This is a genomic window from Paenibacillus sp. FSL M7-0134, assembly GCF_038007865.1.
GTDB classification, from domain to species: Bacteria; Bacillota; Bacilli; order Paenibacillales; family Paenibacillaceae; genus Paenibacillus; species Paenibacillus polymyxa_B.
On record NZ_JBBOXV010000002.1, the window covers coordinates 1,409,137 to 1,422,694 of the forward strand.

Genomic DNA, 13,558 nt, shown 5'->3' on the forward strand with positions numbered 1-13,558 from the left:
AAAGGAACTTATGGCGAAATTTGAAAAGTTTGAGCTCCCAACTGAAGGCGAAAAAATTACGATTGATAACGGTCAACTACAGGTTCCGAACCATCCGGTAATTCCGTTTATCGAAGGTGACGGCACGGGTCGCGACATCTGGAAAGCTTCCAAACGCGTACTGGACGCAGCTGTAGAAAAAGCATATAACGGCAGCAAAAAGATTGCCTGGTATGAAGTATTCGCTGGTGAGAAAGCTTTCAATACATACGGCGAATGGCTCCCTAACGATACTTTGGAAGCCATCCGTGAGTATATTGTAGCCATCAAAGGACCACTTACGACACCTATTGGCGGTGGTATCCGTTCGTTGAATGTGGCATTGCGTCAAGAACTGGATTTATACGTATGTCTGCGTCCTGTTCGTTATTTTAACGGTGTTCCTTCTCCAGTGAAACGTCCTGAATTGGTAGACATGGTTATTTTCCGTGAGAACACAGAAGATATTTACGCGGGGATCGAGTATGCTGAAGGGTCTGAAGACGTGAAAAAGGTTATTCAGTTCCTCCAACAAGAGCTGGGTGTGAACAAAATCCGTTTCCCTGAAACCTCTGGTATTGGCATTAAGCCAGTTTCTTCCGAGGGTTCAAAGCGTCTGGTGCGGGCTGCCATTCAGTATGCTGTTGACCACGGACGCAAGAGTGTAACGCTCGTACACAAAGGTAACATTATGAAATTTACCGAGGGTGCCTTCAAAAACTGGGGTTATGAAGTGGCTGAGGAAGAATTTGCAGATAAAGTATTTACTTGGGCCCAATATGATGTAATCAAGGAAAAAGACGGTGAGGATGCGGCGAATGCAGCTCAAAAAGCAGCTGAAGATGCAGGCAAAATCATTATCAAGGATGCGATTGCTGATATTGCACTTCAGCAAGTACTGACTCGTCCTTCTGAATTTGATGTGATTGCTACGCTCAACCTGAACGGGGACTATCTGTCCGATGCTCTTGCTGCCCAAGTTGGTGGAATTGGTATTGCGCCAGGTGCGAACATTAACTATGTAACAGGGCATGCTATCTTTGAAGCTACACATGGTACAGCTCCAAAATACGCCGACAAAGACGTAGTGAACCCTGGTTCCGTAATTCTGTCGGGCGTAATGTTGCTTGAACACTTGGGTTGGCAAGAAGCGGCTGACCTGATTTACAAAGGGCTGGAGACGTCCATTAATAAGAAGATTGTAACTTATGACTTTGCTCGTCTGATGGATGGTGCTACACAAGTGAAATGCTCCGAGTTCGCAGATACCATTATTAGTAACCTGTAAGGAAGGGGAATACCACTTGTCCATTCAACGTAAAAAAATATCCATTGTTGGCGCCGGTTTTACCGGTGCCACTACCGCATTGCTGCTGGCTCAAAAGGAGCTAGGTGATATCGTACTCATCGATATTCCGCAACTAGAGAATCCGACCAAAGGCAAGGCGCTTGATATTTTGGAGGCCGGTCCGGTACAGGGATTTGACAGCCAGATCACGGGCACTTCCAATTACGAGGATGCAGCTAACTCGGATATCGTCATTATTACAGCCGGGATTGCACGCAAGCCGGGTATGAGCCGTGATGATTTGGTAAATACGAACGCAGGAATTGTAAAATCCGTTTGTGAGAACGTGAAGAAGTATGCGCCGGATTCTATCGTCATTATTCTGAGTAATCCGGTAGATGCTATGACCTATACTGCCTATCAAACGCTTGGGTTCCCGAAAAATCGGGTTATTGGCCAATCAGGTGTGCTGGATACAGCGCGATATTGTACCTTTATTGCACAAGAACTGAACGTTTCTGTCGAAGACGTGCGCGGCTTCGTTATGGGTGGTCACGGTGATGATATGGTGCCCCTGGTACGCTATTCCAGCGTTGGAGGTATACCTATCGAAACCCTGATTTCGCAGGAACGTATCGAAGCAATCGTACAACGTACACGCGGCGGTGGCGGAGAGATCGTTAATCTGTTGGGTAATGGTAGCGCATATTATGCTCCGGCAGCTTCGCTTGCACAAATGACAGAAGCGATTGTAAAAGATAAAAAACGGATTATTCCGGTCATTGCCTACCTGGAGGGAGAGTACGGCTATCAGGATTTATTCCTTGGCGTACCGACACTTCTTGGCGGCAATGGCATCGAAAAAGTGTTCGAGTTGGAATTGACAGCCGAAGAAAAAGCAGCGCTCAATCAATCCGCCGAATCGGTCCGCAGTGTGATTAAAATAGTTACCGTATAGATTCAATTTTCTACTAAGACGGTATACTTTTACTTGAAGAGGTGTCCCCAAGCCATAGTCATGGCCGCTGGACACCTCTTTTACTTTTAAGTAATCTATTCGTTTTCTTCTGTATTCCTTTGCTTTGACCCACTTCCCCGGTATAATAGAGTCATATGTATTGATAGTTACATGAGGATTTTGCAAAATCCTGACATAGAAAAGCATGTCCCAAAACACTGAAAAGATGGTAGTCATTCGTTGGAATATGATCGTTCTATGGAAAAAAAGTTTGTAAGAAAACAAAGAAATGGAGGTTGTAAAGAATGTTTTTTATTCACATTATTGGATCACTGGCAATGGGTTTTTATTTATTGCTCCCCTTCGTTGTGGGCAAAATCGACAAATTGGCTCCTAGCGTGCAGGAGGGAACGATATCGGCTGTTCAGCTATTGAACCGTTTGGCTCAATTTGCACTGATCCTTGTGCTTGTTAGCGGTATCTATATGATTTTTCCCTGGGGTTCTTATTCGGTAGCATGGATCGTTGTCGTTTTGCTGTTGTTTCTCGCCATTTCTGGTATCGCGGGAGCCATGGGTAAGCCGTTACGGCTGTCGCTGGAAGCGATTCGTAGCCAACAGCCTATTACGCAATACGCTGGCAAAATGCGAATGTTCAGTACGCTGCTTGCCGTCTTCCTGATTTTAATTACGTTTTTAATGGTATACAGCCATATTATTTAATTATGCATTTGGTGAGAGCCTGTAATCGAATGATGACAAATGCTAAATTGAAAAAACGGTCTGTGCTGAATAAGCATAGGTCGTTTTTTTGTGCGCTCAAATAACTACATTTTTCGTTTAACGAATAACTTTGTGTGGTAAATCAGGAGTAGAGTGGATGCAAATGTTGCATCCTAAAAAATATCTGATTTTGAAGGGAGAATGTACAATGCCTAAAAGTAACCAACCTCAGCAAACCTTGCCCCCACAGCATCAGGACCAGCAACCGGGGATTGAGTCCAAAATGTCGCCTGCACCCCAGTTTGAAAAACCAACTTACAAAGCTGCTGGCAAGCTAACAGGTAAAGTTGCACTTATTACTGGTGGAGACAGTGGAATTGGACGGGCTGTAGCTGTCACGTATGCCAAAGAAGGTGCGGACGTAGCTATCATTTACTTGAATGAACACAAGGACGCGGAAGAAACAAAACGTCAGGTAGAGCAGGAGGGACGCAAATGTGTGTTGATTCCTGGCGATATCGGAGATGACCAATTTGCCAAAAAAGCGGTTCAACAGACGGTTCACGAGCTGGGCAAGCTCGACATCGTTGTGAACAATGCGGCAGAGCAGCATCCACAGCAAAAGCTGGAGGATATTACCAAAGAACAGTTGGAGCGTACTTTCCGTACGAATATTTTTGGTATGTTCTTCCTGACGCAAGCAGCATTGCCGCATTTGAAGAAAGGAAGCACTATCGTCAACACAACATCGATTACCGCGTACGCTGGGAACAAGACACTCATTGATTATTCATCGACGAAAGGGGCAATCACATCCTTTACTCGTTCCCTTTCACTCAATTTGGCGGATCAAGGTATTCGGGTGAACGCTGTAGCACCAGGGCCAATCTGGACGCCGTTAATCCCGTCTACATTTGATGCCAAGACGGTCAGCGAGTTTGGAGGAGCACAGCCAATGAAGCGTCCGGGCCAGCCGGAAGAATTGGCGCCAGCCTATGTGTACCTTGCTTCAGACGATTCTTCATATGTAAGCGGGCAGGTTATTCATATCAACGGCGGTGAAGTTATAAACGGATAAGAGGATAAAGGAAAGGCTGGGGGCGTGTTATGCCCTGGCCTTTTTTTCTTTTCACAGTGGAACATAATGAAAGTAGCCTGTAGAATGAGACTTAACCTACATAAAGGATGGGCATATTTTATGAAATCGTTTCGTTTCAGGCTTACCCTGATCATGCTGATTTTGATTGGCGTATCTGTCCTTGCTGCTGGAATCACGATGGGACAAATTTTTAAAAATTCGAATATGAAGGTGCTAGAGGAGAACATGGGACGGGAGATTGACCTTCTTCGGGCTACATTCCCTTTTGTTAATGCAGATGCCCTGTCCAGTACGGATTATGTCTCTTATTATTCTCAAAAGGCGAAAGAAATTGCTCGTCTGACGGAATCGCGGGTGACCTTCATTCGCAAGGACGGGACGGTGGTTGGCGATTCGTTAAGTGATCCTCGTAAGATGGAAAACCACGCATCTCGTGATGAAATACGGCAAGCCACGGCGGAAGGAATCGGTCGGACAATACGCTACAGCGAAACTCTGCAACGAAACATGCTATACGTCGCTGAACCTGTTGTATCGGACAAGGGCTTTGATGGGTATATCCGTTTGTCTATGAGCCTGAAAGCGGTGGAGGAGGGAGTACGGCGTGGCTGGACGGCCATCGGGATTGGTCTTGTGTTGCTGTTTATTGCTGCTGGACTGGTGAGCTATCGTATTGCTCGCAGCCTCACCTCGCCCATTGAACATATTACAGGGGTAGCCAACCGCATATCAGGGCTGGATTATGACGCAAGAGTCGGTGTACAGCGCCGGGATGAGGTAGGGCAACTGGGTGAAGCCATTAATCGTATGGCTGACAGTCTCCAAAACCAAATGAAAACGATACGCGACAATGAGGATCTACTCCAGAGCGTCATGAGTAATATGACAGGCGGAATTCTAATGATTGATGCAAGTGAGTGTATTGCGCTTGTAAACCGTGAGTCTGAGCGAATGCTTGGTGTCGTGGGTAAACGGGTGACGGACAAGCCGTATCATGAGTTGAAAAAGCACTATGAGCTCACAAAGCTAATTGAGGGCAGCATACAAAGCAGAGAGAGGTTGCATGGTGAGGTTCATTTGTACAATCCCGAGGAGAGACTCGTGTTGCTGGACGGTGTCCCGATGTATGAGGATGAAGGCGGATACCGCGGGATGCTGTTCCTTTTACAGGATATTACGGCCATTCGACGGTTGGAAAATATGCGGAGTGAATTTGTGGCTAACGTTTCTCATGAGCTAAAAACACCGATTGCCGCGGTCAAGGGCTTTGCCGAGACGTTACTCGGTGGCGGGGTTAAAGATGAAGAAACGGCCCGCTCATTTTTGCAAATTATATATGATGAAAGCGAACGATTGAATCGGCTGATCGGTGACATTCTGGAGCTATCCAAAATTGAATCCAAGCGTTCTCCGCTGGATTGCTCGCCGGTGCACGTTTCGTCGTTCATAGATTCATTGCTGGAAAAACTGAACAATGTTGCGGCCAAAAAAAGAATTACGCTACACATGGATATCCCGGATGAGTTGTTTATGGAGGCAGATGAAGATAAGCTTCAGCAGATTTTCTTGAACCTTTTGTCTAATGGCATCAACTATACACTTGATGGTGGCAAGGTAAAGATTAAGGTTCTAACGATACAGCGGGAGAATGACACGGAAAAGGTCGTATTTACAGTCAGTGATACAGGTATTGGAATTCCGAAGAAGGACCTGCCACGTATCTTTGAGCGCTTTTACCGGGTGGACAAAGGACGCTCGCGCAACTCTGGCGGAACGGGGCTGGGATTGTCGATCGTCAAACACTTGGTCGATTTGCATCATGGCACCCTTTCGGTGGAAAGTGAGCTTGGATTGGGTACCACGTTTACAGTTGAATTACCACTATTGCAACAGGAAGAATGAACTAGAACATTTTTTACATTCTGTTAACAATGCCGTGATAAAATAAACGGGTGTCGCATGAGTATGGAAAAGGTTTCAGGATTTTGACCAATGCGCCTTTAACAGGTAAACAGGAGATGAAGTTATTTATGGGACAACGCTTGCTGGTTATTGAGGATGAACCAACGCTTGCCAGATTGCTATCCTACAATTTGATACAAGAAGGCTTCGAAGTGGACACGGAGGATCATGGCAGTGCCGGGTTTGAGAAAGCCTCCAGAGAGTCCTACGATTTGATCCTGCTGGATTTGATGTTGCCGGGAATGAACGGACTGGACATTCTGAGCAGACTTCGCCATCAGGGGCTGACGACGCCTATCATTATTTTAACGGCCAAAAACGGTGAAGCAGAGGTTGTTCAAGGGCTGAAGTCGGGTGCGGATGATTACATCACGAAGCCTTTTGGCGTTTCTGAGCTGTTGGCCCGCGTGACGGCTGTGCTGCGAAGAACTTCCGGCGGGGATGAAGGAGTGTTGTCTGATCAGAAAGATAGCTCCAAAATTCAATTGGGCGAGCTGGAGATTTACCCCGAAAAATATGAAGTCATTCTTGGAGGTCAGTCCATCAGCCTCAGACCAAAGGAATTTGAGGTGCTTCTTTATTTGTCCCGCAAGCCGGGTGTGGTATTGACCCGAGATGATCTGATGAATGCTGTTTGGGGTTTTGACTACATTGGCGGTCAACGGACCGTGGATGTGCACGTCAGTTCCTTACGTAAAAAGCTGGAGCTAGATCCCGACTCGGTTCATATTGATTCGATCCGTGGAGTGGGGTACAAGCTGGTTGTAAATAAAAAAAGAAGCGCTTCTCATTTATTATAAATGAGGAGCGTTTTTCTTTGTCCAAAGCAGTTTCCGGCGCTTTTGTGTCCATTTCGTGATTTTACATTTCATTAACAAAACTAGTCGCTAGAATCAACAAATGACCGATATGATGTTCCCGTCACTCCAAGTAGTTAAAAAAAGGGGACTTCAGAACGATGATAACGGAACCAAAGACCCAGCCGAGTTCCACTGCCGTGATTGAACGTGAAGCATACAAGCCGATTACTACCTATGTGCCATGCCGGGAGGTTCCGATCATTGGTACGGACATGTCTTGTAAAGAACTGTTAGCACTTATGAAAACACAGGAAGATATACCTTGTGTTATTGTTGTGGATAAAAATGATCTTCCACTGGGCATTATTATGAGAGATGCGTACAATCGCCATTTTACGGGCAGATTTGCTGCGGCGTTGTTCTATGACAAGCCTGCGGCCATATTTGCCGACCCCGATACATTAATTGTGGATTTAAAAAGCCGGGCATCGGACATTGTGGAATTGGCGATGTTGCGTGAAGAACAGCGTTTTTACGATTGTGTGTTGATTAAGGAAGGCACACGATTACTCGGCGTACTCACGATTCGTGATATCCTGTCCGTCGTGCAGCGAATGCAAAGAGAAGCGGACGAAGAGCGGGGCGATGTGATTCGGCATAGCTATGACGGAGTCCAGCGTATTCAGCTGACTGTGCTGGATGCAGCTAAAGAGGCCGATGACAGTGTGCGGCTAACCCGCTCAATGAGTGAATTATCCCGCCGTGGCAAAGTAGAATTGGAGGATGTTTTGCTCTCCTATCGTGCGGTCACGGAGCAAATGAAGCGCCAGCATGAGCAGATGACGGCGTTGACCCAATCGCTGAATGACATTGCGGGCATGGCCTCATCCATTCGTGCACTGGCAGATCAAAGCGGACTGCTGGCGATCAATGCGTCCATTGAAGCGGCGCATGCTGGCGAACACGGACGAGGCTTCCAGATTGTGTCTCAGGAGGTGAGGAATATGTCACTCCAGACGAAAGCTTTTTCCACGCAGATTACAGGCTTACTCACCCATATCGAGCAGATGCTGCGTGACACTGCTGAACTGACGGATACGAGTATGCAGCAGATTCATACAGGCTCTCAATATATTTCTGCTGGAACACAAACTTTTGCCAAACTATTGCAGGCTGTCGATGAAATTGAAGCCAAAAACAGCGAAATGTCCCATTCCGCAGAGGAAGCGGCTTTGAATGCAGCCGAAATTGCACAGGAGCTTGAACTCATGCTAAGTTCTTGATCATTTTACATACCGTTAACAAATCCACCACACTAAATTTACACACAGCTTATATAATCTTCATATTGTGCAAATCAGGTGCAATGCTTGAGGATCATAACTGCAACACGAAGGAGATCATAAATCCATGAATGATTCCGTAATCCGGATTGATAAGCTGAATTTATATTATGAGAAATTTCACGCGCTGAAACATATAAACCTCGATATTCCTGAAAAAACGGTAACTGCCTTTATCGGCCCGTCCGGCTGCGGCAAATCGACCCTGCTGCGTACGCTGAACCGGATGAATGACATGATACCGGGAACGCGTATTGAAGGCACCGTGAGTATCGCAGGTCAGGATATATACGGCGAAACTATGGAAGTAGAAACTCTGCGTAAGCAGGTAGGAATGGTTTTTCAACAGCCTAACCCATTTCCCAAATCGATTTATGATAACGTGGCCTACGGCCCACGTCTGCATGGAGTTCGGCAAAAGGACAAGTTGGACGAATTGGTCGAGCAAAGCCTGCGGCAGGCGGCACTCTGGGAAGAGGTCAAGGACTTTCTGAAGCGTTCAGCTCTGAGCTTGTCCGGTGGACAACAGCAGCGGTTGTGCATTGCCCGGGCGCTTGCTGTACAGCCAGATATTTTGCTTATGGACGAGGCGACATCTGCGCTAGATCCGATCTCCACGATGAAAATTGAAGAACTGGTTCAGGAATTGCGAGACACATATACCATCGTCATGGTGACGCATAACATGCATCAGGCAGCGCGTGTGTCCGGTCGAACTGCGTTCTTTTTAAATGGTGTTGTGGTGGAAGCGGCGGATACAGAGACGATGTTTTCCACGCCGCAAGATTCACGTACAGAAGATTATATTTCAGGGCGATTTGGCTAAAGCCTACCAGATGAATATGCCAGAAGGGGTGACTTCGAAATGATACGTAGAAAAGGTTTTGATGAAGGGTTAGATGAGCTGAGAGCCGTACTGCGCGAAATGGGTGCACACGTTTCGAAGGCGCTCGATCAGGCCATTGAATGTTTGCAGACCAAAAATATAGAATTGGCTCAGCAGGTGGTCAAAAATGATGCATCCCTCAATACGCTGGAAGAGAATATTCTCGATATGGGTTCCAAGCTCATTATTACCCAGCAACCGGTAGCGAAGGATTTGCGCCGGATCATTGTTGCATTTAAAATTTCCAGTGATCTGGAACGAATGGGCGATTTGGCACTTGATATTGCCAAGGTGACACTTCGTTTGGAAGGGCAGCAGATCATTAAGCCTCTGGTGGATATTCCGCACATGGCTTCCATTGTTAAAGAAATGATAGATGATGCGATCAAATCCTATTTGGATGAAAATACAGATCTGGCCTACAAAATGGCCAAAGAGGATGATCGTGTGGATTCCATGTATAGCCACATGATCAGCGATCTGTACGCCTTTATGGTAGAAAAGCCGGCAGAGGCTTCACAAGCCATGCTGCAACTGCTTGTAGGACGATACATTGAACGAATTGGTGACCATGCTACGAATATCGGTGAAAGTACTGTATATCTCGTGACAGGGGAGAGACCAGATTTGAACCAGTAGAGCTTTCAGGTATATAGCGGTTGTTTCTGACCCAGACTTGTCTTTGAGCAAAAGGCAAATTTGGTTAGGAAGCAGCCGTTTTTTTCTGAAAAAGGAGTCTTGTATGTTAAGATAGGAAGAGGAATGCGTAAAACGTAAGAACGTTACGAATGCATTGATGAACTTGCGAGGTGCTAAATGGATAAACTCATGCTTATAGATGGTAACAGTATCATTTACCGGGCGTTTTTTGCTATGCCACCGTTAACGAATTCGAGCGGGCAGCAGACGAACGCGGTGTACGGATTTACGACGATGTTATTGCGGCTCTTGGAGGAGCACAAACCAACACATATTCTGGTTGCCTTCGATGCCGGCAAAATAACGTTTCGCCATAAAGGATACGAGGATTACAAAGGTGGACGGGAGAAAACACCGCCAGAGCTGTCTCAGCAATTTCCGTTGCTGAAAGAGCTATTGACCGCTTTCGGCATTGCCCAGTTTGAACTGGATGGCTATGAGGCGGACGATATTATAGGCACCCTGTCCAAGACAGCGGACGAAGCCGGTTTTAATGTGCTGGTCGTGACTGGGGACAAGGATATGCTCCAATTGGCCTCAGACCATGTCACAGTCGGCTTGACCCGCAAAGGGGTTACTGAGGTGGAGACGTATGGACCTGAGCAAATTCAGGAACGATATGGCCTGAAGCCGCTGCAAATTATTGATCTTAAGGGTCTGATGGGCGATACGTCGGACAATATTCCTGGTATTCCTGGCGTGGGAGAAAAAACAGCGCTCAAGCTGCTGCATCAATACGGTTCAGTCGAAGAAGTGCTGGCGCACACGAATGAGCTGAAGGGCAAAATGAAAGAACGTGTAGAGACACATGCTGATGATGCGCGAATGAGCAAAGATTTGGCGACCATTTATCGGGATGTAACGTTGGACAAGCAGCTGGAAGATGTGGCCTTCGGCGGGCTGCAAGCAGAAACGGCCGGGCCAGCTCTGGCGAAGCTGGAGTTCAAGTCCTTGCTGGAGCGTTTATCCTTTTCAGGTGAGGTTGGAAGTACTGGGGTAGACGTAGAGGAAGCCGAGGCTGACGTAACAGTGCTGGATGAGCAGCGGATTAGCGAATTGGTAGAAGTGTTGGATCGTGTGGATGTGCTGCATGTTGAGACGCATGGTGATAATCCGCATCATGCTGACATTGTAGGTCTGATATTTGCCGCAACGGGACAGCAATTTTTTATGACACTGGATGCACTGCAAAGCGATGCAGCTACACCTATTCGCGCATGGCTTGCTGACCCTGAACGCAAAAAACGCGGTCATGATCTGCATCGAACGGATTTGGCTTTACACTGGCATGGAATTGAGTTTGCAGGTGCCGAGTTTGATGTGCAACTGGCAGGGTACTTGCTGGACCCAACCGATGCAAACCAGACATTGAGCGGATTGGCAGCCAAATATGGCTTGTCTTCGATCCGTCCAGACGAAGAAGTGTTCGGCAAAGGAGCTAAATATAAAGTCCCTGACGTGGATGTACTGTCCGATCATGTGGCGCGTAAGGCAGCGGTGATTGAAGCTTTGGTGCCTGTGCAGCAGGCGGAGCTGGAAAAAACGGAAATGCACAAGCTGTTTCATGAGCTGGAGATGCCGTTGTCCCGCATTTTGGCGGATATGGAGAAGCAGGGCATCTTGGTGAACGTAGAAGAACTGCGCGCTTTGGGGAAAGAATTTGAAGCCCAGATTGCAACGTTGGTGGGTGAAATCTACAGCATTGCCGGAGTAGAGTTCAATCTGAATTCACCTAAACAGCTGGGTGAGATTTTGTTTGATAAACTGGGTTTGCCTGTCATTAAAAAGACGAAAACGGGGTACTCGACCGATGCGGAGGTATTGGAAAAGCTGGCCCCCTATCATGATATTGTGCAAAATATTTTGCAGTACCGCACTATTGCCAAACTCCAATCGACGTATGTCGAAGGATTGCTGAAAGAAATTTCGGAGAAAACGGGTAAGGTGCATACGTATTTCCGGCAGACGGTTGCAGCAACTGGACGCTTGAGCAGTCAATTTCCGAATTTGCAAAACATTCCGATTCGTCTTGAAGAGGGTCGTAAAATCCGCAAAGTGTTTGTTCCGTCCGAACCGGGCTGGTCTATTTTGGCGGCAGACTACTCACAGATTGAGCTGCGGGTGCTAGCTGATATTTCGGATGATGAACGTTTGAAGGAAGCCTTTGTCCACGATATGGACATCCATACCAAGACCGCATCCGATGTGTTTGGTGTAGCAGCGGAAGATGTGGACTCCAACATGCGGCGTTCTGCGAAGGCAGTCAACTTTGGGATTGTCTATGGAATCAGTGATTATGGTCTGTCACAAAATTTGAATATTACACGGAAGGAAGCGGCTCGCTTTATCGACCAGTATTTTGATGTGTTCCAAGGCGTTCGCCGTTACATGGATGATATTGTGAAGGATGCGAAGCGGGACGGCTACGTAAAAACGCTGTTGGAACGCAGACGCTATTTGCCGGAGATTAACGCCAGCAATTTCAACCTGCGTTCATTCGCTGAGCGTACAGCGATGAATACGCCGATTCAAGGTACCGCTGCCGATATTATCAAGTTGGCGATGGTACAGATGGATAAGGCGCTACGTGAACGTAATCTTCGCAGCAGAATGCTGCTCCAAGTACATGATGAGCTTGTGTTCGAGGTTCCGCCTGAGGAAATGGAGACGATGAAAGAGCTTGTCCCGGCTACCATGGAAGCTGCATTAAAGCTGGCTGTGCCGCTCAAAGCCGAAGTAAGCTATGGAAGCAATTGGTATGAGGCCAAGTAAGATATTTCAATGAGTAGATAGTCCCAATTTGACGCTGCTTCCGTTATAATATAGGGTGAGGTGAAGACATCATGCCGGAATTACCGGAAGTAGAAACAATTAAACGAACGCTAAACGAGCTTATCGTTGATAAACATATAGATCATGTCACCGTGAATTTACCGCGGATCATTCAACGGCCCGATGATATCCATGCTTTTGCGATGGAATTGGCCGATCACCGGATTACAGGGGTGGAGAGACGCGGAAAGTTTCTGCGGATTTTGCTGGACGGGCTGGTGTTGGTCTCCCATCTTCGAATGGAAGGGCGATATGGATTGTATTCGCAACATGATCCTGTGGAAAAGCATACCCATGTCATCTTTCATTTTAAAGATGGTACGGAGCTGCGTTATCAGGATGTGCGCCAGTTTGGCACGATGCACTTATTTCCGGCAGGACAGGATTTGCTGGAAAAGCCGCTGAACAAGCTTGGTTTGGAACCGATGGACGAGGCCTTTACACCCGAAATGCTGCGTGTCGCTGTTGGAACTCGTTCGACTTCGATCAAGGCAGCGCTGTTAAACCAGTCATATGTGGTGGGCATTGGGAATATTTATGTAGATGAATCGTTGTTTAAGGCGGGGATTCATCCAGCACAGCCAGCCAAAAGCCTAACGGATAGCCAATTTCATGTCTTGCATGAAGCTATTGTCTCCACGCTGGGTGCGTCGATTCAGGTTGGAGGCTCGTCCATTAAATCGTTCGTTAATGGACAGGGCAAAACGGGCGACTTCCAGCATCAATTGCAAATCTATGGACGTAACGCGAAGCCTTGCATTAACTGTGGCACATTGATCGAAAAATCTGTCGTAGCCGGACGTGGCACACATCATTGTCCGGTCTGCCAGCCTCTGCGCTAAACAGGCACAGTCACCCCAAGCCCATCCCTCTCATATATTGTTCCAAGTACCAATACTGCGGAGGGTTTCGGTTGTTATAAGGCCCTGCCTTCGCAATGGGAGGGAATTG

Annotated in this window: 11 protein-coding genes; all 11 read left to right on the forward strand. The window is 47.0% G+C overall.

Going from position 1 to position 13,558, the window contains the following annotated elements; translation table 11 throughout:
* Positions 1 to 10: 10 nt before the first annotated feature.
* Positions 11 to 1,306 carry an NADP-dependent isocitrate dehydrogenase gene (gene icd / locus NSQ58_RS22020; protein WP_023987916.1) on the forward strand — a complete coding sequence of 432 codons (1,296 nt, stop codon included), beginning with the start codon at positions 11 to 13 and terminating at the stop codon, positions 1,304 to 1,306.
* A 16-nt stretch (positions 1,307 to 1,322) separates the two neighbouring features.
* Positions 1,323 to 2,264, forward strand: a complete 942-nt coding sequence (gene mdh, locus NSQ58_RS22025) for a malate dehydrogenase (RefSeq protein WP_023987917.1) — start codon at positions 1,323 to 1,325, stop codon at positions 2,262 to 2,264.
* A gap of 305 nt (positions 2,265 to 2,569) precedes the next feature.
* On the forward strand, positions 2,570 to 2,986 hold the full coding sequence (locus NSQ58_RS22030; protein ID WP_023987918.1) for a hypothetical protein: 417 nt from the start codon (positions 2,570 to 2,572) through the stop codon (positions 2,984 to 2,986).
* A gap of 208 nt (positions 2,987 to 3,194) precedes the next feature.
* Complete coding sequence (locus tag NSQ58_RS22035; protein ID WP_023987919.1) at positions 3,195 to 4,064, forward strand: SDR family oxidoreductase; 870 nt, start codon at positions 3,195 to 3,197, stop codon at positions 4,062 to 4,064.
* A gap of 120 nt (positions 4,065 to 4,184) precedes the next feature.
* Positions 4,185 to 5,987, forward strand: coding sequence for a two-component system histidine kinase PnpS (pnpS, locus tag NSQ58_RS22040; RefSeq protein ID WP_028542891.1), 1,803 nt, complete (start codon positions 4,185 to 4,187; stop codon positions 5,985 to 5,987).
* Positions 5,988 to 6,115: 128 nt separating this feature from the next.
* Positions 6,116 to 6,847 (forward strand): response regulator transcription factor, encoded by a 732-nt coding sequence (locus NSQ58_RS22045; protein ID WP_013309604.1) that lies wholly within the window; start codon positions 6,116 to 6,118, stop codon positions 6,845 to 6,847.
* Between the two features lie 158 nt (positions 6,848 to 7,005).
* Complete coding sequence (locus NSQ58_RS22050; protein ID WP_023987921.1) at positions 7,006 to 8,130, forward strand: methyl-accepting chemotaxis protein; 1,125 nt, start codon at positions 7,006 to 7,008, stop codon at positions 8,128 to 8,130.
* A 127-nt stretch (positions 8,131 to 8,257) separates the two neighbouring features.
* Positions 8,258 to 9,016 (forward strand): phosphate ABC transporter ATP-binding protein PstB, encoded by a 759-nt coding sequence (gene pstB, locus NSQ58_RS22055; protein ID WP_341058199.1) that lies wholly within the window; start codon positions 8,258 to 8,260, stop codon positions 9,014 to 9,016.
* Positions 9,017 to 9,055: 39 nt separating this feature from the next.
* Positions 9,056 to 9,715, forward strand: coding sequence for a phosphate signaling complex protein PhoU (phoU, locus tag NSQ58_RS22060; protein WP_023987923.1), 660 nt, complete (start codon positions 9,056 to 9,058; stop codon positions 9,713 to 9,715).
* Between the two features lie 177 nt (positions 9,716 to 9,892).
* Positions 9,893 to 12,547 (forward strand): DNA polymerase I, encoded by a 2,655-nt coding sequence (gene polA / locus NSQ58_RS22065; RefSeq protein WP_053325101.1) that lies wholly within the window; start codon positions 9,893 to 9,895, stop codon positions 12,545 to 12,547.
* Between the two features lie 71 nt (positions 12,548 to 12,618).
* Positions 12,619 to 13,449: a DNA-formamidopyrimidine glycosylase gene (gene mutM / locus NSQ58_RS22070; RefSeq protein WP_023987925.1), complete on the forward strand. Its 831-nt coding sequence runs from the start codon at positions 12,619 to 12,621 to the stop codon at positions 13,447 to 13,449.
* Positions 13,450 to 13,558 lie beyond the last annotated feature (109 nt).